The sequence below is a fragment of the Dyella sp. genome (assembly GCF_051954575.1).
GTDB lineage: Bacteria > Pseudomonadota > Gammaproteobacteria > Xanthomonadales > Rhodanobacteraceae > Dyella_B.
In genome coordinates, this window is record NZ_JBQCHP010000073.1 from 1 (window position 1) to 21,282 (window position 21,282).

Annotated in this window: 17 protein-coding genes; 8 read left to right on the top strand and 9 right to left on the bottom strand. The window is 62.7% G+C overall.

Features of this window, described 5'->3' with window-relative positions:
* Positions 1-166 precede the first annotated feature (166 nt).
* Entirely contained in the window at positions 167-2,128 is a 1,962-nt protein-coding gene (locus ACTHNE_RS09725) for a sulfotransferase (protein WP_440269153.1), read from the bottom strand.
* Positions 2,129-2,433: 305 nt separating this feature from the next.
* On the opposite strand from ACTHNE_RS09725, the gene ACTHNE_RS09730 reads away from it, so the two are divergent.
* Both ACTHNE_RS09730 and ACTHNE_RS09735 read left to right on the top strand, forming a co-directional pair.
* On the top strand, positions 2,434-3,036 hold the full coding sequence (locus ACTHNE_RS09730; RefSeq protein ID WP_324938437.1) for a TetR/AcrR family transcriptional regulator: 603 nt from the start codon (positions 2,434-2,436) through the stop codon (positions 3,034-3,036).
* Between the two features lie 201 nt (positions 3,037-3,237).
* Entirely contained in the window at positions 3,238-3,933 is a 696-nt protein-coding gene (locus tag ACTHNE_RS09735) for a DUF3313 domain-containing protein (RefSeq protein ID WP_324938433.1), read from the top strand.
* 128 nt (positions 3,934-4,061) lie between these two features.
* Here the strand turns inward: ACTHNE_RS09735 and ACTHNE_RS09740 are convergent, their stop codons facing one another.
* From ACTHNE_RS09740 to ACTHNE_RS09750, 3 genes are all read right to left on the bottom strand, one after another.
* The gene (locus ACTHNE_RS09740) at positions 4,062-4,994 is read right to left on the bottom strand and encodes a hypothetical protein (RefSeq protein ID WP_324938430.1); all 933 of its coding nucleotides are present in this window, start codon (positions 4,992-4,994) and stop codon (positions 4,062-4,064) included.
* A 416-nt stretch (positions 4,995-5,410) separates the two neighbouring features.
* The gene (locus ACTHNE_RS09745) at positions 5,411-6,634 is read right to left on the bottom strand and encodes an SGNH/GDSL hydrolase family protein (protein WP_324938427.1); all 1,224 of its coding nucleotides are present in this window, start codon (positions 6,632-6,634) and stop codon (positions 5,411-5,413) included.
* A 227-nt stretch (positions 6,635-6,861) separates the two neighbouring features.
* A complete protein-coding gene (locus tag ACTHNE_RS09750; protein WP_324938422.1) occupies positions 6,862-7,578 on the bottom strand; it encodes a helix-turn-helix transcriptional regulator in 717 nt (238 codons plus the stop codon).
* 476 nt (positions 7,579-8,054) lie between these two features.
* Here ACTHNE_RS09750 and ACTHNE_RS09755 point away from each other — a divergent pair, with 476 nt between their 5' ends.
* Both ACTHNE_RS09755 and ACTHNE_RS09760 read left to right on the top strand, forming a co-directional pair.
* Entirely contained in the window at positions 8,055-9,689 is a 1,635-nt protein-coding gene (locus tag ACTHNE_RS09755; protein ID WP_440269154.1) for a glycoside hydrolase family 28 protein, read from the top strand.
* A gap of 871 nt (positions 9,690-10,560) precedes the next feature.
* Positions 10,561-11,622 (top strand): AraC family transcriptional regulator, encoded by a 1,062-nt coding sequence (locus ACTHNE_RS09760; RefSeq protein ID WP_324938418.1) that lies wholly within the window; start codon positions 10,561-10,563, stop codon positions 11,620-11,622.
* Between the two features lie 130 nt (positions 11,623-11,752).
* Here ACTHNE_RS09760 and ACTHNE_RS09765 read toward each other — a convergent pair whose 3' ends face one another.
* The 3 genes from ACTHNE_RS09765 to ACTHNE_RS09775 are packed head-to-tail and all read right to left on the bottom strand — an operon-like array spanning position 11,753 to position 13,661.
* Entirely contained in the window at positions 11,753-12,283 is a 531-nt protein-coding gene (locus tag ACTHNE_RS09765) for a GTP-binding protein (protein WP_324938415.1), read from the bottom strand.
* The gene (locus ACTHNE_RS09770; protein ID WP_440269155.1) at positions 12,276-13,223 is read right to left on the bottom strand and encodes a hypothetical protein; all 948 of its coding nucleotides are present in this window, start codon (positions 13,221-13,223) and stop codon (positions 12,276-12,278) included. The genes ACTHNE_RS09765 and ACTHNE_RS09770 overlap by 8 nt, the downstream gene beginning before the upstream one ends.
* 9 nt (positions 13,224-13,232) lie before the next feature.
* A complete protein-coding gene (locus ACTHNE_RS09775; protein WP_440269156.1) occupies positions 13,233-13,661 on the bottom strand; it encodes a roadblock/LC7 domain-containing protein in 429 nt (142 codons plus the stop codon).
* A 416-nt stretch (positions 13,662-14,077) separates the two neighbouring features.
* Between ACTHNE_RS09775 and ACTHNE_RS09780 the strand changes: the two genes are divergently transcribed.
* The 4 genes from ACTHNE_RS09780 to ACTHNE_RS09795 all read left to right on the top strand — a co-directional run bounded on the left by ACTHNE_RS09780 (position 14,078) and on the right by ACTHNE_RS09795 (position 20,010).
* Entirely contained in the window at positions 14,078-14,497 is a 420-nt protein-coding gene (locus ACTHNE_RS09780) for a type IV pilin protein (protein ID WP_440269157.1), read from the top strand.
* Positions 14,498-14,551: 54 nt separating this feature from the next.
* The gene (locus ACTHNE_RS09785; protein ID WP_440269158.1) at positions 14,552-14,995 is read left to right on the top strand and encodes a pilus assembly FimT family protein; all 444 of its coding nucleotides are present in this window, start codon (positions 14,552-14,554) and stop codon (positions 14,993-14,995) included.
* A 171-nt stretch (positions 14,996-15,166) separates the two neighbouring features.
* Entirely contained in the window at positions 15,167-17,503 is a 2,337-nt protein-coding gene (locus ACTHNE_RS09790; protein WP_324943740.1) for a transcriptional regulator, read from the top strand.
* A gap of 158 nt (positions 17,504-17,661) precedes the next feature.
* Positions 17,662-20,010 carry a winged helix-turn-helix domain-containing protein gene (locus tag ACTHNE_RS09795; RefSeq protein WP_440269159.1) on the top strand — a complete coding sequence of 783 codons (2,349 nt, stop codon included), beginning with the start codon at positions 17,662-17,664 and terminating at the stop codon, positions 20,008-20,010.
* A 183-nt stretch (positions 20,011-20,193) separates the two neighbouring features.
* Here the strand turns inward: ACTHNE_RS09795 and ACTHNE_RS09800 are convergent, their stop codons facing one another.
* On the bottom strand, positions 20,194-20,373 hold the full coding sequence (locus tag ACTHNE_RS09800; protein ID WP_324943734.1) for a hypothetical protein: 180 nt from the start codon (positions 20,371-20,373) through the stop codon (positions 20,194-20,196).
* Between the two features lie 41 nt (positions 20,374-20,414).
* A complete protein-coding gene (locus ACTHNE_RS09805; protein ID WP_324943731.1) occupies positions 20,415-21,197 on the bottom strand; it encodes a DUF72 domain-containing protein in 783 nt (260 codons plus the stop codon).
* Positions 21,198-21,282: the final 85 nt, after the last annotated feature.

The window sequence follows — 21,282 nt, forward strand, 5'->3', positions numbered from 1 at the left end:
CGTCCAGCGGCATGAACGCGCTTGCGGGTTCCACAGTCTTGGGGGCGCCTGGGCGCGCCCCATTTTTTTGTTGGGGGGATTGTCCATCTGGCAGGGCCGCTCGCCATAGCCTCCCTTCTTACGGGCGACGGCCGGAACGACGGAGAGGAGGGAAGGGGCAATGCCGTCACCGATAATCTTTCACGACATCCCACAACGTTCCCACGTGCGCCTCAAAATGCCTCCACCGTGCCACTGAAGACCGATACACCGGCCTCCGCACCTGCACCGCACTGGCGGTCTTCACAACCCGCGTATTCTCATGAAAACGCAGACAGCGCGGATCCCAATCCATTCCCAGGTACGCAAACAACCGCCGCGCCTGGCCTTCGGTATCCGCCACCATGTCTTCGTAGCGCACATCCAGGATGGAGTCGGACGGCAGCACGCGATGCCAATGCCGCATCAGCTCGATGTAACGCACGTAGTGGCGCCCTACGTCGCCAAGATCATAGGTGAAGTCGAGATTGTTTTTGGAAAACAGCGTGGCATAGCAGGAAAAACACGAATCCATCGGATCGCGCATGGCGTGGATGATTTTCGCGTTAGGCAGCATCAGGCGGATCATGCCGACGTGGGCGAAGTTGGCCATCAGCTTGTCGGTGATACGCGTCGCCTGCGGCGCCTGTTTCCACAGGTGTTCGATGTACGTATTGCCGAGTTGAAGCATCTGTTCGATCGACAGGCGCGACGCCATTTCCGGATACGTGTAGGCGGGCTTGCCCGCTTCCGCCGCCAATGCGAACAGCATGTTTTCCAGCTCCGGCCATTCACCTGCGCCATGAATGTCCGGATGTGTCGATAGAACCTGCTCGATCAGCGAGGTGCCCGAGCGCGGCATGCCTACGATAAAGATCGGCCCCTTGCCGGTCGAGGCAGGTAACGGCCGAGTGGCGAAGTAGCGTTCGTCGAAAACAGTGCGGATGTTTTCGACCAACGCGACCTGGGTTGCCTCGTCGGGCGCGAGCTGGCTGCGCTTGAGCCGATTGCCTTCCGCATAGGCGGCGAAGGCATCATCGTAACGGCCGATGTCCTCGCGCATCTTGCCCAGCGAAAACCAGTAGCGCACGCGCATATGGTTGGACTGGGTGGGGAGCTTGTAGGCAAGCTTCTCCAGGCGTGCGGGTTCGGCATGGTCGGGCGTAAACGTGCGCAGCGACGCCAGGTTGCAGTACGCCTCCACCGATTCGTCATCGATCGCCATCGCCGCTTCGAAATGTTCGCGCGCTTCATCCAGACGGCCCTGCCGGCGAATGCTGCGGCCGAGGTTGTTGCAGGCTTCCACGTAGTCGGGCTTGAGTTCCAACGCGCGGCGGTAATACTGCTCGGCTTCCATGTGGCGCTCCTGCACGTACATCAGGCCGCCCAGTTCGAAATGGATACGCGCGAGCCCCGCATCGAGCGCCAGGGCGCGCCGGTAACTCGCTTCGGCCTGCTCGAACGCGCCATCTTCGCGCAAGGCATTGCCCAGATTGAGGTGCGCCTCGGCGCTGTTCGGCGTGAGCGTGAGCACGCGGCGAAAGCGTTCGGCGGCTTCGGCCATGCGCCCTTGTCCGTACAGCGCCGAACCCAGCGCGTTGAGCAGATGCGCGTTGCCGGGTTGCGCATGCAAGGCTTCGCGCAGATGCGGCTCGGCTTCGGAGTGGCGATGAATGCTCATCAAGCTCAAACCCAGGTGCGCATGTGCCTGGTAGAAATCAGGACGAAGGGCGAGCGTGCTGCGGTAGGCGTCGATCGCTTCCTCGAAGCGATGTTGCACGGCCAGCGCATGGCCGAGCTTGAAATGCGCATCGACGAAATCGGGCTTGATGGTGCGCGCGAGATGATAGCTTTCCGCCGCCAGCACCGGTTGCTGCAATGCCAGCAGGCTTTCGCCCAGCACGTAATGCGCAACGGCATCCCACGGCGACAATGTGGCCGCCTGGCGCTGCGCTTCCACCGCTTCGGCAAAGCGACCCTGCGCATGCAATGCCGCGCCCAGGCCTTGCCACAACACGGCATGCGACGGACAGCTGGCGATCAGCTCGCGCGCCATCGCTTCGGCCTGAATCGACTGGCGCTGTCGGATCAGGCTGGCCAGCGTTTCCATGTCCCGCTTGTCGGGCGCATGGGATGGGCTTGCAGTAGCGTTTTGTGACATAGTTTCAGGCACCGTCTCGAAGGGATGTAACGGAGCTGATGGTCAAGCGCGGATGCAGCACAGAACTTGCGCTTGGATAGCGATGGTGTGGAACGCATTGGCCATCGCGCGGCTGACGCATCGCGTACCTTAGCGCAAACGGCGCGTCCGGGTTTGATCTGCCGCACATAAGCGGCGTTTTGCGGGAATGTGTCGGGCGCTGAGCTATAGTGGCGTGACATCCGCTTCACATAACGCCGCCGTATCGGTCTTCCATGGACAACACCGCACGCTCCGAACGCACCCGCCAGGCCGTGATCCAGGCTGCACTTGCCATCATCGCCCGTGATGGCCCCGGGCGCCTTACCTTCGACGCCATTGCACGTGAAAGCGGGGTCAGCAAGGGTGGAGTGATGCATCAGTTTCCTACCAAGGTGGATGTGCTGCGCGCCCTGTTGGAATACCAGATCCAATATTTCGACGACACTCCATCGTTGCGCGCGGCGAAAGAAGGCGCGCCGCAAAAAAAAGGCGCCCTGGCCGAACAAATCGCCAGGCTCAGGGATGTATCGCATCAGCCTTATTCGGTGGCGCACGCCATCGTCGCGGCGCTGGTGGAAGAACCCGAACTGCTGGCAGTGAGCCGGGAAACATCGCGACGCCACGCCGAACGCATCAAGGCCGAAGCCGCCGATACGGACCTGGCGCTGCTGCGCTGGATGGCTGCGCAAGGCTTGCTGCTCTCGGCCATGTTCGGCATGAGCCCGTTTTCCGAAGCGGAGCGGGAACGGTTGTTCCGTCGGCTGATGGATGACGGTAAATGGGGTGCTGCCGGCGAAGCGAAAAGCGCCGCCAAGCTGCGTAAAACCCGCAAGTAATAAGGACAGTCCCGCACGTGGTCGTCATTTCCGTGGAGTGGCGGCTTATGAACGATAAATTGCGTACACGATAAAAACCGTCCAGACGGTTTGCAAATCCAACGGCCCGCTGCTAGCCTGTATCCCGCTCCATCCCAGACGTAGCTGCTGCCCTCCCTTGGGCGGCGGGTGTCCCTTCAAAACCACACTCGAGATATCCCCATGAAAAAGTCGATCCACGGTCGGCCTTGGCTGGCTGTTGCCGCTTGCATGGCCCTGGCCGGTTGCGCGGGCGTGAAACCGGTGCAGTATTCCGGTCTTGCCTCCTCGCCGCAGTTGAGTCCCGATACCCACAACAGCCGCGTGCCGTATCGCTATGACACGCCGGTGAACTGGCGTTCGTACCGGAAAATCATGCTGGAACCCGTCGCGGTATATCAGGGCGTCGACAATCAGTTCGGCGCCATGTCGAATGAAGACCGCAACGCGTTGGCCAGTTACATGCAAAACACGTTCGGGCAAAAGCTGGCCACGCGCTTCGAACTGGTGAACGAGCCTGGCCCCGGTACGTTGCAGGTGAAGCTCACCTTGACCGGCGCGAAAACCACCAAGGCGGTGCTCGGCACGGTAACGAAGTTCGATATCGGCGGCGGCTTGTACAACAGCGTGCAGGCGATACGCGGCAAGGAGGGCGCGATGAACGGATCGGTGATCTATTCGGTGGAAATCTATGATGCGCTGTCGCGGCAACTGCTCAGCGCCTACATCACCAAGCAGTATCCCAACGCAATGAACATCGGCGCCAGCTTCGGTGCGCTGAAGGCCGCGCGCGTCGGCATCGACAAAGGCGCCGATGCGCTGGTCGAACAGCTGAGCAGTGAGGCCATGCCGGTGGACGGTATCACCCGATCACGGTGAACTGATGCATGCAACTGCGGTGGCGATGACCGCAGGAGTAGGTTGGGTTAGCGCAGCGTAACCCAACGTCTACGGAGCAACATCGTTGGGTTACCCCCGGATCAAGTCCGGGGTAACCCAACCTACCATCACGCATGCAGCTGCCGGGCTTTCAAGCCGAAACGACGCACCATTCGCTGTACCAGCGGTACCGCCAGAGTTTCCTCGACAGGTGCGAGAGCGGTTTCGTCCGCATCATCATCGAGCTTCAGCGCACCGCTGGCCTGCATGGCCCAGCAGAAGGCGTTGACGGCTTGCGTGGATACGCCGCAATGCTCGGCCAGGTTCTGCACGCGCCAGCCTTTGCGATAAAGCGCCGACGACAAGCGCAGCGCTTCGCGGTTGTCTGGAAACGCGATCAGGTCCGGCCATGCGCCGAGCCGATAGGTGGCGTCGCCGATCGGCGCAAGGCTGGCTTGATGGCGATGGCAGGCCGATACCAGGAAACTATCCAGGCTTTCGGAAACCAGGCCTTCGTATTGATGCTCGCACGGGGCGGCGATCGCCATGCAGGTCCAGGTGGCGTCGAGCAATTGCTGTTTAGCGACTTCTAGTTCTTCCCTGGAACTGGCGTAGATGCGCCGCGTGCCATGACGAATCACCACCGATGCAGTGCCGTTGCGTACCAGCACTTCATGCCCGTTTGCGCCTTGCAGCAGGCATATGCCCAGCAGCCCCTTGACCGCGTTGTCGTCGGCGCTGCCGGATGCGTCCTGCAGCAGGTGCTCGAGCATCTTGGCGATTGCCGACGCGGCGGCATGCTTGTCCACGCGCGTGCCGTTCAAGTGATCAGTGCGCTCGTCCTTGCTCAGGAAAAGCACGCGCGTATCGCTGTGCATGGCCAGTTCATAGGCCACCTGGCCTTGCTCGCTGTCCAGGTCGGCGACCAGGATGTCGCAGGGTTTGCCGTCCCACTTTTGCAGTTGAACAGGTGTGGAGGAGGACATCAGGAGTTTGCAGGCAAGCCAGAACCTGAGTTCCACTTCGTAGGGAAGGCCAGCCAAACCGATATGCACTTTCATGGAGGATTTCCTCCCGGACGCGACAACTTCAGGCACTCCCCTAAAGAACCTTGAGCTCGTATATCCGGGTCTGCGACAACATCACGCCTAACGTTCTTAGGCACATACAACACGCAAGGAAATCATCGCGGTTAATGCACATAACCGCTATCGCTACTTAGGTCGATTAACTGTCAGATGAGGTCAATATCGCGAGGCGCCAAAAATCAGCCGAAATTGTCCCGAAAGGACAGATTAGCGGCCGCTTCCTGCCATGCGGGGTGCGGCGGTTCTTGCATGTGGTGATGCTGCCTCGTCGTCATTCCGGGCGAAGGCCGGAATCCATGCTCCGTACTGGGGATAGATTCCGGCCTTCGCCGGAATGACGGCGAGGTAATTTAAAAAATTGCGCTAAAGGTGCAAACCTAAAAGGGCGATTACGGCTTATCCGCAAACAGCTTCAAATCCACCGCATTGGCCATTGCCCGATAACCGGCACTGCTCGGATGCAGATGATCGCCGCTGTCGTACGCGGCCAGAATCTTTTCCGGCGCAGCCGGATCGCGCACCGCCTTGTCGAAATCCACCACGCCATCGAACGCGCCGGAGGTACGAATCCAGGTGTTGAGTTCCTGGCGCGTCTTCTCGCCCGCCACGCTGTGATACGGCCAGCCGTTGCCGCCATATGGCGTCAAGGTGGCGCCATAGATCTTCACATGCTTGGCATGCGCACGGGCGACCAGCGTTTTCATGCCGTCGATCAATTGCTGCGTGGTGATCTTGTCCTTCGCTTCCCACGCATAACCCGAGCCGCCGATATCGTTGATGCCTTCCAGCAGGATGATCCAGCGCACGCCTGGTTTATCCAGTGCATCGCGATCGAAACGCGACAGCGCGCTGGGACCGAAACTGTCGTGCAGGATGCGGTTGCCGCCGATGCCCGCATTGGCCACGCCGATCGACGAAAGCTTCGCATCGGCCTGCAGACGCGCTGCCAGGTAGTCCGGCCAGCGTTCGTTCTTGTTCTCCTTGGAACCGACGCCGTCCGTGATCGAATCGCCGAAGGTGACGAGCGTATGTTTTGCGGCAGGGCCCGACACCTGGACATCGGTAAGGTAGAAACGGCTGCCGCTCACTTCTTCGCGCGGAAAATGCACGGCCGCCGTGGCGTCGCCGCTTTCGGTGATGTAGCTGGTGGCGATCGCGGCATTGTGCATCGTGGCTGGATGGTATTGCGTGTCGGCTGGCACGTAGAGGCTCACCGCCAGTTGCTGCAGCGCCTTCACGTCCATCTTCACCGGATCGCTCAGCGCGCTTTCGCCCTTGGGAATGGTCACGGTGGGCTTGCCGTCGAACAGCAGCACATGATCGCTACCGGGCACCGTATCCGCGCCTTGCGCACTCAAGGCCACGTGCACCGGCCCCAGGGTGACGGGCACGTTGCCGAGCAGATTGGAAAGACGAACGCGTACCTCCGTGCCGCCGACGCTGGTGCGCACGATCTGCCGCACCGTCTGCGCATTGAGCACCGGGCCGGTGGTATCCGGCGCCGCCGCCCAGGTATCCACCCACGCTTGCTGATCCGCAGCGGCAGCCATCGCGCAGGTCGCGACCGCGCAAACGGAACTGGCGAACACCCATTTCAATACGTTACGACGCATGCCCTTCCTCCCATGTGGTCTTGGCAGCGGGCACGTATAGCAAAAGCGCGGTTACTTTAGCTATGAAGGGGGATTACAAAATTTATCAGGCAAGTGTTTGTTGCATCGCAGAAAAAGCGGCCGAGCGACGCGCTTTGGCGATGGCGCCGGTCTTTCCCTCCTATGCATGCAGGGGAGGAAGCTGCATTTCGCTTCGTACACGCGGCACTAACCAGGGAACACTTTGCTCAAGCATCATCCCATCCATGGCGCGCCGCATGCACCGCCGCCTGCGTTCGATCGGCAAGCTCCAGTTTGTGCAGAATGCGCTCCATATGACTTTTCACTGTGCCGGGCGCAATGTTCAGGCGCTTGGCGATGGCGATATTGGTCATGCCATGTGGTAGTAGCGCAAAGACTTGCCGTTCCCGCGGCGTAAGCCGCTCGATCATGCTGCCAGCAGGGATGATCGCTTGCGCGGGTGCGAGCAGTGCGGCGGCCAGCATGACGCCAACTGTATGCAACGAAGCGAGCTGTGTTGGACTGGGCGCGTTTGCATCGGTATCGCTCATCAGCACCAGCAAGCCGTTCGTGCGGCGGTTGAAGCGCAATGGAACGAAGACATCGAAGCCTGGCGGGCGCCAATGCATGCTCGGCATGCCCGTGTCATCGTCGATGGCGCGCAGCGCAGCCGGATCCATGACAGGCGTATCCGCTGGCAATCCACCACCGCGGCTGGCCAGTACGCGCCATTCCCGTTCTTTCCGGCCAAGCAGCCATCCATCGTTCCATTGCAGATATCGCAAGGTTGCCGCAAGGACGCCGTCCAGTGCGGCGGCATGGTTCCCGTGCGCTTCGAGCGCGCGAGCCGCTTCGGCCAGCAACGACTCCTGCGTGTGCGAGGAAGCTGCGCTGCCGTCGGATGGATCGTTTGCCTGGCGTTCGAAGGATGTGCCGGTCGGCATAGCGTGGTCTCTGTCGGATGGCCGCCCGTGTGTGCGCCGTGAAAGGCAAACTGGTTTAGCGCGCAAACGCAAAATCGCGCACGTATTTCCATTTTGATCGAGCAGGTATGAAGAGATTTACACGCGACTTGTTTCGACAGGCCTGCGTGGTCGTTCATGACAAGTCGCGCGCATGCCATGCACATGGCTTGTGACAAACAATGATGATGAGGTTGTTGGATTTATGAGAGACATCAACAATCGTCCGCTTCACTGTACTTAACATCGCTCGCCATGACAGGTCGGCACGTTGCGCAAACGCACGTGGCGATACGCATGCAGAAGGGGACGCGGCAGTGCTTCGAGTAAGAAGCCTGCCATACGACTTTTTCGCTCTAGCGCATTCCGGCAGACGCCGGAGTGACGGTTTGCTTTGGCCGAAATTCGCCGCAAGCGCAGGCATTCTTTGATCAACGGTTTTATCCACGGAGCATTGCATGAACGCAAAATCCTTCTCGCAGAAGTTGTTAGCCCGCGCCATGTGCGCCAGCTTGGGCACGATGATGTTCGCCACGGCGTTCGCCGCCACCACCGTCTCGTCGCTCGGCGTGCAGACTTCGTGGGGCACGATCAGCGAGCCCACGTTGCCTGATGACAGCCTGGTGTGCGCCAAGGTCCCGGCAACGCAGAAGCCGGTCAACGGTTTACTCGATGCATCGGTCGATGCCGATTCGTCCAAGTCGGCGCCGGACACCAAGAGCATTCAGACCGCCATCGACAACTGTCCGGTCGGCGAAACGGTGAAGCTGATCGCCGGCAACAACGGCCAGAGCGGTTTCCTGACCGGACCGATCACCTTGAAGTCCGGCGTGACGCTATGGATCGATACCGGCATTACCGTGTTCGGTTCGCGCAACCCGGCCGACTACGACAGTGGCTTAGGCATCTGCGGCGTGGCCAATACCAATGGCGCTTCGTCTTGCTATGCGCTGTTCAATGGCAACCATCTCACCAACAGCGGCATCATCGGTGGCGGCGTGATCGACGGCCGCGGCGGCGCGGTATTGAGCAAAGGCCCCAACGCCGGCATCCGCACCTGGTGGGATGTGGCCTACCAGACCAAGATCGCCAAGGTCACGCAGCACAATCCACGCCTGCTGAACATCAACGGCGGCAGCAACTTCACCCTGTACGGCGTGACGCTGCAGAACTCGCCGAACTTCCACGTGGTGCTCGATGGCCTGGACACTATCACCGCATGGGGCATCAAGATTCTTTCGCCGAGCCTTGCCTACAGCAAACCGGGCTATGCCTGCGCCAAGGGCACCACGCCGGATACCGTCTCGGGCGCTTACGCCACCTGCTTTACGCCCGAGACGGTGAAGAACACCGACGGCTTCGACCCGGGCGAGTCCAGCCACGTGTTGCTGGCCTATTCGTACATCAGCACTGGCGACGATCATGTGGCGGTGAAGGCCGGCTCCGGTTCGGGCTCGCAGCACCTTATGTTTGCGCACAATCATCTGTATTACGGGCACGGCCTGTCGATCGGCAGCGAAACCAATACCGGCGTGAGCGACATGACGGTGAGCGATCTGGTGATGGACGGTCATGACAGCGCGCAGAGCGTGGGCATCCGCATCAAGTCGGACGCGACGCGCGGCGGCCTGGTCAATGGCGTGACCTATCAGGGCGTCTGCATGCGCAACGTGCGCCAGCCGCTGGTGTTCGACGCGTTCTACAGCACCGCCAAGAGCAAGACGAAGTACCCCTCGTTCAAGAACATCAGCGTGAGCAACTTCCACGATACCGGCAGCACCGCCTATGGCGGCGGCCTGGCGGTGTTCGCGGCCTACAGCAAGTATCCGTTGCAGATCGCGCTGAACAACGTGCAGTTCGACGGCGCCCAGCCGACCACCTCCATGAAGGGCCATAACGGCAGCCCCAGCGTGTTGCCGGCCAACGTGGCATTCACCTTCGGCCCGGGTGCGGTGAGCCTCGCCAAGCAACTGGAACAGCAGCATGGCGGCGGCGTGAGCTTCGTCGATGGCATCACGCAGAATCCGGCGCCTGTGGATTGCAGCAACGCGTTCGTCACCTACAGCACTGTGTCGCCCAACGCGCCGTTCTAAGGCGTAGATCGATGTGTCGTTTCCCTCTCCCGCGCCAGCGGGGGAGGGAATCTTTTTATGGCGAAAAAAAACGGGGCTGGCGAAAGTAGGAAACCCTTCGCCAGCCCCGCCAGTCCAACCGGCTCTGAGGGGAGATCATGTAGCGCTTGCGGCTGCTCCCTGCGGCTCGTGGTACGGGTCCGCGAAAACACCGTGCCGGAGTGGATGCAGGGAAGCGGTTGGATCGGGCCAGTGTAAAAGCGGGCGCCGGAGCGGCCATTAGCCTGGTGGGACGTTTTGCTGTTATGTCGGGCCTTTCTATGGAGAGGGAAGGCAGGTCGGTGTCACACATATATATGTATGTGATGTGCAGACCCCAGAGCGGTTCTGCCTGGCGGGGATCTGCTCCCTCCCCTACGTGTAGTAGGGGAGGGTTGGGGTGGGGTGAAGCAAGCTCGCGATGCGCTTCAACCATGCGACAAGCTCGGACAACCCCGCCCCGGCCTCCCCTGCACGCAGGGGAGCGAGCGGTCGGATATCCCGACCGACCATCTGCCTGTCCCCACCGGGCCACCTCCTCCCCGCCACCTAAGTTGTCCACATTTACGCCCACCTCACCCCGCATGACAGGCCTCTTTGGACCTGCCATCTGTCCTCACGGGACATCACCAGTGATGACTGAGGACATTTTTCATCCCTGAAACCGCGATTCACAAGCAGATTTTTCGCGTCTAACTATCTGATTCGAAAGCTTGTCATAGCAAAAGCATGGCCCGCGCAGGCAAACCGCATGCGTGTGGACGAGCCCGTCCCGATGATCCACCTCGCCTTCGGGGGTGACAGGTCGAGACTGGGTCGGCCGCCCTCGGAACTTGAACGACGAGGGTTGGACATGAACGAGTGGTACCGGGGCGACGTCTCCGCGGAATATGCAATTGGCCTGCTCGAATACCTCGAGCAGTTAGGTATCAGCCGGGAGCAGGCGCTGGCGGATACGGGCATCGGCTCGGCCCAGCTGGAAGGAGATCTGCGTCTCACGACGCAGCAAGACGCCGCCCTGCTGGAAAACGCCCTGCGCCTGACCGGTGACGCCGGCCTGGGCTTCGAACTGGGCCTGCGCAGCGCGCTCACCTGGCACGGCATCCTGGGCCTGGGGCTGATGAGCTGCCAGACCCTGCGCGAAGCGCTGCGCCTGTGGACCGGCTACCTGGACGTGCGCACCACCGGGTTCTGCATCTACCTGCACGAACACGACGGCCTGGCTGAGCTCAACATCCAGGATCTGGCCCCGGGCGCGCTGTTGCGCAGCGCCTCGCTGGAGCGCCTGGCCACCATGACGGCCCGCCTTGCCAGCCAGCTCACGCAGAGTGAACTGGCGGACGTGGAGATGTGGTTCAAGGACGACCAGCCGGCCTACGCCGCGGCCTACGTCAGCCGCCTGCCCAAGGTGCGTTTCTCCACCGGGTTGTGCCAGGTGCGCATGCCCAGCGCCTACCTCGACCTGCCGCTGCCGACCGCGCACTCGCTGGTGCTCGCCCAGGTGAAGCAGCAATGCGAGCGCGAACGCATCGCGCTGGGCCAGAACAACTGCCTGATCGCGCGCATCAAGGGTCTGCTGCCGCTCGAAGACGGTACGTACCTGGGCATGGAAGAAGTGGCGCAGGCCCTGTGCATGTCCAGCCGCACGCTCAAGCGCAAGCTGCGTCACCTGGGTTTCAACTTCCGCCAATTGGTGGACGAGGCGCGCAAGCAGGAAGTGCTGCGTGACGTGCTCAACACCACCATGACGATCGACGAGATCGCCAACCGCCGCGGCTATTCCGATGCGGCCAACCTCACGCGCGCGTTCCGCCGCTGGACCGGCGAATCGCCCAGCCAGTACCGCTCCAAGCTGCCGTACAAGCTGGAACGCGGTGCGGCGGCGCAGGGTGTGGCGGCGGCGCAGATGGCGTGATGTGGTGATAGCGGGAATCGTCAATCGTCAATCGGGAATCGCGGATGACGCGCATGCGATGCTTTGCGTGCGCCCTGTATTCCCCGCTTGCGATTCCCGTTGGACGATGCGCGCCGTGCGACGCGACACCTCAGAGCAAATACAACAACGCCCGCACCAACTGCGTGGCCTGTGCCGGATCGCGCGGATCGATGCTGAAGATCGGCACGAACAGGCTCATGCGGCGGGCGAGCGCGTACATCGTTTCCATCGAGAACTCGGGCGCGAGATCGGTTTTGCTCAAGCCAATCACGAAGCGCAGGTTCGGATCGATGCGCGCAGCCTGTTCGACCGCCGTGCGGCAATCCTGCGCCAGCGTTTGCGAGGATGCATCCAGCATCAGCACGGCGCCGAGCGCACCGGGGCCGACGATCGCCGCCATGAAGTCCAGATGCTCGCGTCCCGGCAGGCCGTACACGTGCAGGATCTCGTTCGGATTGAGCTGGATGGTGCTGTAGTCGAACGCCACCGTCGTGCTGACGCTTGCGTCCGATGCAGCATCCATTGTGGACACCTCTGAGGACACAGGAGGGATATCGGATATGGCGCGAATGGCCGTGGTCTTGCCGGCACCGGATGGACCCAGAAACAGCAGTTTGATGGTCTTTTCAGAATCAAGCATGCGAGTAACCCAGCTTCAGCCCGAAGTGCCGTGCAACGCGTTGGATGAGAGAGGAAGGGGCGGCCGGCGCTTGCGTCGCATCTGGCTTGAGCGTGGTGCCGTCCGCGCGCGCCAGCGCACCGCTGGCCAGCGTCGCCCACAGGAAGGCATTGATGATGTCCGCGCTGAGCTGGGTGTGCTGCGCCAACGCCTCGGCCGACCAGGCCGAACGCTGCAGCAGCGCCGACAGGCGCAGCGCATCCATGTCCTCGGTGACGCTGCCCAGGTCGGGCCAGCGCGTGAGCCGGAACAATTTGCCGCCGAGCCGCGGCAGGCCGTCGCGGTATTTCACGCACGCCTTGATCAGGAAACCATCCAGGCTGCGCGATACCAGCCATTCGTTTTGATACGGATCTTTCGCCGGACGCGTCATGCACAGCCAGGTGCCGTCGAGCACGCGTGCCTCGGCAATGGTCAGGTCGCTGACCGAGCGCGCCAGAATGCGTCCGGCCGAGTGGCGCAGGATCATCGCGATGCCGCCGCGCTTCACCAAAAGATCCTGGCTGCAGCCGGCCTCGCGAATGCAGATGCCGAGCAGGCCTTGCACGTCGTCGGAGGAGACTTCCGAGGAGGGCTGCAGTTTTTCCTGCAACGCGCGGGCCAGCGCGGCGGCCGGCGCGTCGCGGTCCAGTTTCGAGGCGTATTGGGTCTCGTTGTCGCCGCTGCGCGGAAACACCAGCACCGGCAGGTTGCGCCGCTGGGCCATTTCATACGCCAGGCGGCCATGCCCGCTGTCGATGTCGACGATCAGGATGTCGCTTTCGTTGCCCTGCCAGTCCTGGATCTCGATATCGATCTGCGAGGCGGCCAGCAAACCGCAGGCGAGCGAAAGGCGCAGCTCGATCTCTTCGGAGAGACCGGCCAGGCCCATCTTGATGTGCTTGATGTTTTCGTCCGGCATGAAGGTCGCTTAAGGAAGGTTTTGCACGTGCGAGGAAATGCGCGCGGCCAAGTCCAGCGCCACGCGCCGCGACAGCGCCAGCATGACGTTGTGGCCCACGCCGATGGCCAGCGCCAGTGGATGACACGGATCGGCGATGCGCACGAAGATGCAGGTGTAATCGGTCATCGACACCACGGTCGATTGGCATGCGCCGCCGGACAACTCGCGCGCCAGCGTCTCGCACAGGCCCAGCAGCGTACCGGTCATCGCGGCCACGCGATGGCCTTCCTGCACGATAGAGGAGCGCACGCTGAGCAGCCGCGCATCGGCGGTCGTCACCACCGCCAGGCTGATCTCCGGATAATGCGCGCAAAGCTCGGCCAGCTCCCGGTCGCAGATAGCGCGAAGCTCCGCCATGCGCTTGAAGGCGGTAGTGACTGCTTGGGTTTCGGACATGAGGTTCAACCAGGCGGCGTGACTGTGGTGAATCGTCACGAACGCGTCGTGCGCCTGATGATGCACAGGCATCGCGATCGTAGTTTGTTGGTGCGCATGATGGCCTCACGCGCGCGCAACAGCCATCGCCTTTGCGGGTCGATTAGCTGTCAGTTGAGGTCATTCTTGTGCGGATGGCCCCAAACCACCGGCACGCACTGTGCGCCATGTCCCACTGTGACAGAGATTGGGCTGTGTGATGCCATGGCTCGCCCGGCGGCGGCGGCCTACCATTTTTTTGAAACGCATTCGAGCCAACGCAGCGCCGGCACGTCGAGGAAAAACCGCGCAAGCCGTCCTTTGCGCAAGCGCACGGCACCGACATACCTCCCTTCGACGGTATGGCCGGCTCGAAACGACGACCGGGGAGAGCAACCATGAAATGCGCGCGCTTGCAGCGCGGCTTCACGTTGAGCGAAGGGGTGGTGGTGATGGTGATCATCACCGTTCTTTCGGTGATCGCGATGAACGCCTACGGCAACTACATGACGCGCAACAAGGTGCAGGCGGCAAAGGCTGACCTGGTCGCGTTGTCGCTCAACCTCGAGAACGAACTGCAGCGGCAGCTGACCTACGGCGTGCACGACGGCATCAAGACCGACGACATCGTCAAGGCGTACAAAGGCTGGCATCCGTCGCAATCGAACACCTTCCGCTATGTGCTTACCTCCGGCGCCACCTATTACGACCTGAGGGCGGAGGGACTCGGCGGCCCCTTATCCACCTGCGTGCTGGAACTGCGCAGCGATACCACCGGCGCGATCGCCGGCAACTGCGGCTCGGTCACCACGTGGTGACGCACGATCATGCGCGGTAATCGCAGCACGCCGGGGTTCACCGCGATCGAAACGATGATCACCATCGGCATGCTCGCGTTTCTGGTGACGCTGGGCGTTCCGCTGTTGCGCACGTGGCTGCAGTCGGCGCATCAGCGCGAAGCCGCCGGACTGTTGAGCGAAGCGCTGGGGCGCGCAAAAAGCCTCGCCCTGCGCAATCGACAAGCATCGGCCGACCAAACCCTGCCGGCCGCGGCCGTGTGCTTTGCAGGCGGAAAATTGGCAGTGGTGGCAAGCAAGCCGCAAGGTGCGACCTGCGATGCCAAGGCTGAGTGGGCACGGCCCGTGCCTGCCGACGCGTCGATCGTACTGACGCTGACGAACATTCCTTTCCAGTGCGTGGCTTACAACACGCACGGCGTAGCCTTGGTCACCACGGTGAGCAATCTCTCCTGCTCGCAGGCGGCGCTCGACGTCAACGTGGCGTCCGGGGAGGCCTTCAATGTTCCGTTGCCATAGCTGCCCGTAAGCTACAGGACAGTCTCGTAGCTCGGGTTGGCAGAGTCTCGTAACCCAGTAGGCTGGGTTAGCGCAGCGTAACCCAGCACATCCGAAGCGGCACCAAAAACGCGACGTTAGCCCCCGTCAGCGATGGCAAAAACAGCCACCCGCGGATGCTAAAGTGCCCCCATGGGGAGCCCAATCTACGCCTTCGGTGACTTCCGCCTCGACCCTCGCGCCCGGGAGTTGAGCCGCCTTGGCGAGCCGGTCGTGATTGCCGCCAGCGCCTTCGATTGCCTGGTGTATCTGATCGAGCATCGCCAGCGCGCGGTGGGCAGGGACGAATTGATCGCCGCGGTGTGGGGCCGCTCCGACGTCAGCGACAACCTGCTGGCGCAAACCATCGTGCGGCTGCGGCGGGCGTTGGACGATGCGAGCGGCGAACAGCGTTGCATCAAGACCATGGCGCGCGTGGGTTATCGATGGATGCCGGAGACGACGGTGCTGTCCTCGTCGCTGCCGGAAGCGGGCATCGCGCAAGGCGAGCACCGCGGCGCGCGCGATACGCAGGAACGTCCTGCGCATTCCATGCGCGTTCGTCGTCCGCTGCTGATCGCGCTGGCGCTCACCATCGCCGTGGCCATCGGCTACATGGCCTGGCAGCTGGCGAACATCCATCCTGCTGCCGCGCCCATGCATTTCAAAGACGGCACGGCGGTGGTGTTGCCGGCCGAGGTGAGCGCGACCGACGACTGGAACTGGCTGCACCTGGGCTTGATGGACATGCTTTCCACGCAACTGCGCGCAGCGAAAGTGCCCACCGAAAGCAGCCGCGACGTACTCAATCTGCTGCATCAATCGGGCAACGCGCAACTGGCGTCGTTTGCGCTGGTGGTGACGCCGCACGTGGCGCTGTCCGACAACCGCTGGCATGTGCAACTGGATGCCAAGGCCAAGGACGGGCGGCGCTGGCAGGCGGAATCCTCTTCCGACGATGTGCTGGCGGCGGCGCGCACGGCGAGCGATCTGCTGTTGGTGCAGCTTGGCTACGCCAGCGGCGCAAGCCCATCGGCCGGCGGCGATTCACTGCTGCAATATCTGCTGCGTGTCGAAGCGGCGCAGCTTGCCGGACAGCCCGAGGTTGCACACCGGCTGATCGACGACGCGCCGCCTGCCATGCGCCACACGCCGGAACTCGAATACGCACAGGCCGAGCTGTATTGCGCTGAAGCGAAGCTGGATGCGTGCGAGCAATCGCTGGGCGATCTGCGCGCGCGCGTGTCGGCCACCGACAAGCCCGTGCTGCGCGGAAAAATACTCACCTCGCTGTGGTTCCCTTACCGGCGCAAGGGCCAGTACGCCGAAGGTGTGGCCGCGCTCGACGAAGCGGTGCGCCTGCTGCAAGGGCAGAAGGACAACGAAGCGCTGGGCAACGCCTACCTGGATCGCTCGCACCTGGAGTTCTATCAGGGCAAGCTGGACGAAGCGACGCTGGACCTGGGTCGCGCCCGCGTCAATTTCGCGTTGGCCGGCGATACTGTCGGCCAGGCCAAGGTCGATCGCGCCATGGGCGAAATCGCGCTGCGCCGTGGGCAGTACAACGCCGCGCTGACGCTGCTGCAACATGCCTACGAGCAATACCAGCGCATGGGCATGCGGCAACTGTTTTCCTCGGCGCTGGATGCCTTGGCGAACACGCAGAAACTTGCGTTGCGCTATCCCGACGAACTGGCCACTACCGATCAGTATTGGCCGTTCGAGCGCAAGCACATGGATTTTCTCGACCACTACGTGCGCCACCAGCTGAGCATCACGCGCGCGGTGGCGCTGGCCGACAACGGCCGCAGCGCCGACGCCGTCAGCTTGCTCGAAAGCACACTGGCGGCGGCAAGCGGTGACGAGGAAGCTTCGTTGCGCGCGCTGATCAGCATGCATCTGGCCAAGCTCGCACTGGATCGTGACGATACGCCCGGCGCATTGCAGTGGATCGGCAAAGCCATGGCCGGCAATGCGCTGGCCGACGACGGCGATCCGAGCGACTACGCCGAAGCCGGGTACGTGAACGTCGTCGCCGCGCAACGTGCCGGCAAGATCGACGAACTCAAGCGCGCGATAGCCGCGATGCAGGCGTGGAGCGAGCGCTTACCCAAGCAAAACGATGCAGTCGCGATGTGGCTGTTGCGCGCCAAAGCTATCGAGGCCTGGAGCGAAGGACAACACGACCAGGCGCTGCAGCAACTCAAGACAGCGATGACCGCCGCGGATGCATCGGGCGAACCGGAAGCCATCGTCGACGTCGGCCGTTCCTACGCATCGGCATTGCTTGCGGCCGGGCATGTGGATCAGGCGGTGGCGATCAGCGGCCGGCTGTCCGAGTGGGCCGGCGTCGACTGGCGCGCAGCATGGGTGGAGTCGCGCGTATTGCAGGCGCTGGGGCAGGGCGCCGCGGCGGACAAGGCACGCAGCAAGGCGCAACAACTTGCCGGCGATCGATCGTTGCCCAGCAGTGCGGATGGCATGTTGTAGGAATCTCGCGCAGTACGGATAACGATGCCGGCGCAACCGGACGTTGTCATGTGCGCCCCGCCGATGCATTCAATGGCCAACATTGCCACCTACCGCGCAGCCAGGCGATTGGCTGACATGTATCATCCGTCTCGAACGGCTCGATACAGACCAGGACCATGACGAGCACGGGGGCGACCATCTACCGATTCGACGATTTTCAGCTCAATCCGCTTGGGCGCGAGTTGCGCCGTAACGGCGAGCCGGTGGAGTTGGCGGCGAGTGCGTTCGATTGCCTGGTGTACCTGGTGGAACATCGCGAACGCCCGGTGGGCAAGGACGAGCTCATTTCAGCGGTATGGGGACGCACCGACGTCAGCGACAACCTGCTGGCGCAGACCATCGTGCGTCTGCGCCGCGCGCTGGGCGATGCCGGCACCGAACAGCGTTGCATCAAGACGGTGCCGCGCGTGGGTTATCGCTGGGCGTTGGACACGCAAGTGGTGCAAGCCGCCGCCGAGGTGACGCCCCCGCCTGCAGCGGCAGCGCCGGATGCCGGCGATCGGCGCAAAACGTTGCCGATTCGCCGCTCGCTGTGGATCAGCTTGTTCGTCACGTTGGCGCTCGCACTGGTCTATGCCGGATGGCAGATGCAGGGCAACCGTGCGGCCAAGGCGAACTTCCAGTTCCATCAGAGCGCCGCGGTGGTGTTGCCGGTGGAAGTGGTGGCGCCGGACGATTGGAAATGGTTGCACTTGGGGATGATGGACATGATCGCCACACGCCTGCGCGATGCGAAAGTGCCCACCGAAAGCAGCCAGGAAGTGCTGGCCTTGCTCAAGGACACCGACGATATGTCAGGTGCCAGGTTTTCGTCGTACGCGCTGGTGGTGCACGCGAGTGCGGAACTTTCCGGCGACCACTGGCGCGTGGATTTGGATGCCAAGAGCAAGGACGGCCGCACCTGGAAAGCCGAAGCGACCGGTAGCGACGTGCTGGTGGCCGCACGCACGGCCAGCGATCTCTTGCTGGCGCAATTGGGCTATACCTCGAGCAGCAGCGGTTTGTCGCTGACGGGTGGCACGGTGCAGGAATACCTGCAGCGCATCGATGCCGCGCGCCTTGCCGGACAGCCACAAACGGCACGCGAGCTGATCGACCAAGCGCCGCCGGACGTGCGCAACCATCATGAAATCACTTACTTCCGCGCCTCGCTCGAATGCGATGAAGGGCATGCCGACGTCTGTCAGCAACAACTGGAGGCGTTGCTGAAGCAACTGCCCGACAAGCAGGAAAACGTGCTGCGTGGCGAGGTCCTTACCGTGCTGGGCACGCTTCATTCCAACCGTCGCGAATGGGCGCAGGCCACCAGCGCGCTCGATGAGGCCATACACGTTCTGCAGGGAGACAAGAATTTCGGCGCGCTGGCCACCGCGTATCTCAGCCGCGGCTATCTCAACCAGAACCTGTGGAAGCTGGAAGAAGCCACCGCCGATCTTGGCCGCGCGCGCGTCAATTATTCGCTGGCGGGCGAACTGGTCGGCGTGGCCAAATCGGATTTCGCCATGGGCGTGCTCGCCTTGCGCCGTTCGCAGCCCGATGCGGCGGCGACCTTGCTGCAGCATGCCTACGATCAGTTCGTCAGCATGGGCATGCGTTCAATGCTGCCGTCCACGCTGGATGCCTTGGCTTACGCGCAACAGATGTTGCTGAAATTTCCGGACGAGCTGGCCACCACCGACCATTTCTGGCCGTTGGATGACAAAGCCAAGGATTTCGGTTTCGTCGGCGATGATATGCGGCGCGAACTGAGTTCGGTACGCGCCACCGCGCTGGCCGACAACGGACGCACCGCCGAAGCGAAAGCCTTGTTCGAGCGTGTGCTCAATGAAACCGACGCCGAAAAGGAGCCGGGCCTGCGTGCGCAAGTGAGCAAATCGCTGGCTGCGCTGGCGCTCGACAGCGGCGACAACGATCGCGCCGCGGCATTGGCGGCCGACGCCATGACGCCGGCGCTGGAGGAGGACGATCAGCGCGACTACGCCGAGGTATGGCTGACACGCATCACCGCCTTGCAGCGCGCCGGCAAGACCGACCAGGCGCGGCAGCAGATCGTCGCGATGCTGGCGTGGGAAGCGGGCCTGTCGGTGAAGAACGACTGGACCCATGTCTACGCGCTCCGCGTCCAGGCGGCGCAGGCGTGGATCGACGGCCACCGCGACCAATCCATCGAGCAGCTGAAGCGGGCCATGAACCTGGCCGACAAGCTGGGCGTGCCGGAAGTGATCGTGAGCGTCGGCCAGGCCTACTCGCTGGCCTTGCTGGAAACCGGGCATGTGGACCAGGCGGTGGCGATAAGCGGGCGGCTGTCTGCCTGGAGCGCCACCGACTGGCGTGCCGCGTGGGTCGAAGCGCGCGTGTATCAGGCGCTGGGGCAGACCGATTCCTGGGAAAAATCCCGCGCCACGGCGCAGCAGCTGGCGGGCGATCGCACACTGCCGGCGGCGTCTTCATCGGGTGAATTCTGAGGGCTTGCGCGGCGGCAAAAAAAGAAAGCGCTGACGTGGAAGCGGAAAATCACGTCAGCGCCATCAGTCGGATGACTAATGTCAAGGGTGGATGTTCGGGCAGTGTACGGCGGCCGCGAACACCCGGCTCTATCCGGACAGTGCCAATCGACTGTCCTGCCGGGCCATTGTTCGGCGCTGGCGTCATGAGGCCAAGGCCTCATCGAGCGTGCTGATTTTCCGCAGGCTGGCAGCGGCTTCCAGCGCGACGCGCCGCGGCCAGCTGTCCTCGATGTGTTCGGCCACCAGGCAGGGTTCGCTGGCGCGGCATTGGGGACAGGAAAGGTTGTGCAGCATCAGGTCGTGGACTACCGATTGGGTCATGGCCGATTCCCCTGCAGCGTTGAACGGACGGGTCGTAAGTGCTATCGGCGTGTGATGGCGCAACTTGAGTCGATCGAGGGCGACATGTCCAACCGTTCCATCAGCGTGCATGCGTTGTCGATGGCGTGACCCAGCGCCGTGTTGTCGAAGATGCACCAGCCCTGCGCGCCCGACACCGTGCTTGCGCGCAACCGCTCGGCCATTCGCTGCAGGAAGGCGTCGTCGTAGGCGTCGTAATACATGCGCGGCGAACCGTGCAGGCGGAAGTAATGCACGGCATCGTCGCCGGCGGTCTCGTCCGCATCGGCGTATGGCGGCGGATCGGCGCCCACGCGGCCGATCGCATGGCGCTTCAGCATTTCGGTCACGGCCGGTTCGAACCAGGAGGCATGCCGCGGCTCGCACACCGCCGGCCCTGTGTAATGCGCGCGCAGCAGGGTGAAGAACGCATCGGCTACCGGCTGTTCGCAGGCGGCGCTGGGCGGCAATTGGATTAGCACGCAACCGAGCTTGCGCTCCAGTTCCATTGCTTCATCCAGAAACTGCTTGAGCGCCGATTCCGCCTGGCGCAGGCGCTGGACGTGCGTGACGGTCTTGATCATCTTCACCGCAAAGCGGAACGCATCCGGCACGGATGCCGCCCAGCGGCGATAGGTCGCCGGGCGATGCGCGCGATAGAACGAGGAGTTGATCTCCACCGCGTTGAAGCGGCGCGCGTAGCGCTCCAGATGCGTGCCCTGGACGCGAAAAAGATGCGCGTGCTGCGCCGGAATGTTCCAGCCGGCGCAACCGATCAACAGCGATGGCGAAGCAGCGCGATGCATCGCGAGCGATCGTCGGCGAAAGGCCGGTCTGCGCAACGTGAACTGGCTACCCGTTCGCTCACATATGTGAAGGCGCCCAGTGCGA

Coding starts and splice junctions, on each gene's coding strand:
- ACTHNE_RS09725 (WP_440269153.1), bottom strand. CDS start 2,128: ATGGAAACGCTGGCCAGCCTGATCCGACAGCGCCAGTCGATTCAGGCC.
- ACTHNE_RS09730 (WP_324938437.1), top strand. CDS start 2,434: ATGGACAACACCGCACGCTCCGAACGCACCCGCCAGGCCGTGATCCAG.
- ACTHNE_RS09735 (WP_324938433.1), top strand. CDS start 3,238: ATGAAAAAGTCGATCCACGGTCGGCCTTGGCTGGCTGTTGCCGCTTGC.
- ACTHNE_RS09740 (WP_324938430.1), bottom strand. CDS start 4,994: ATGAAAGTGCATATCGGTTTGGCTGGCCTTCCCTACGAAGTGGAACTC.
- ACTHNE_RS09745 (WP_324938427.1), bottom strand. CDS start 6,634: ATGCGTCGTAACGTATTGAAATGGGTGTTCGCCAGTTCCGTTTGCGCG.
- ACTHNE_RS09750 (WP_324938422.1), bottom strand. CDS start 7,578: ATGCCGACCGGCACATCCTTCGAACGCCAGGCAAACGATCCATCCGAC.
- ACTHNE_RS09755 (WP_440269154.1), top strand. CDS start 8,055: ATGAACGCAAAATCCTTCTCGCAGAAGTTGTTAGCCCGCGCCATGTGC.
- ACTHNE_RS09760 (WP_324938418.1), top strand. CDS start 10,561: ATGAACGAGTGGTACCGGGGCGACGTCTCCGCGGAATATGCAATTGGC.
- ACTHNE_RS09765 (WP_324938415.1), bottom strand. CDS start 12,283: ATGCTTGATTCTGAAAAGACCATCAAACTGCTGTTTCTGGGTCCATCC.
- ACTHNE_RS09770 (WP_440269155.1), bottom strand. CDS start 13,223: ATGCCGGACGAAAACATCAAGCACATCAAGATGGGCCTGGCCGGTCTC.
- ACTHNE_RS09775 (WP_440269156.1), bottom strand. CDS start 13,661: ATGTCCGAAACCCAAGCAGTCACTACCGCCTTCAAGCGCATGGCGGAG.
- ACTHNE_RS09780 (WP_440269157.1), top strand. CDS start 14,078: ATGAAATGCGCGCGCTTGCAGCGCGGCTTCACGTTGAGCGAAGGGGTG.
- ACTHNE_RS09785 (WP_440269158.1), top strand. CDS start 14,552: ATGATCACCATCGGCATGCTCGCGTTTCTGGTGACGCTGGGCGTTCCG.
- ACTHNE_RS09790 (WP_324943740.1), top strand. CDS start 15,167: ATGGGGAGCCCAATCTACGCCTTCGGTGACTTCCGCCTCGACCCTCGC.
- ACTHNE_RS09795 (WP_440269159.1), top strand. CDS start 17,662: ATGACGAGCACGGGGGCGACCATCTACCGATTCGACGATTTTCAGCTC.
- ACTHNE_RS09800 (WP_324943734.1), bottom strand. CDS start 20,373: ATGACCCAATCGGTAGTCCACGACCTGATGCTGCACAACCTTTCCTGT.
- ACTHNE_RS09805 (WP_324943731.1), bottom strand. CDS start 21,197: ATGCATCGCGCTGCTTCGCCATCGCTGTTGATCGGTTGCGCCGGCTGG.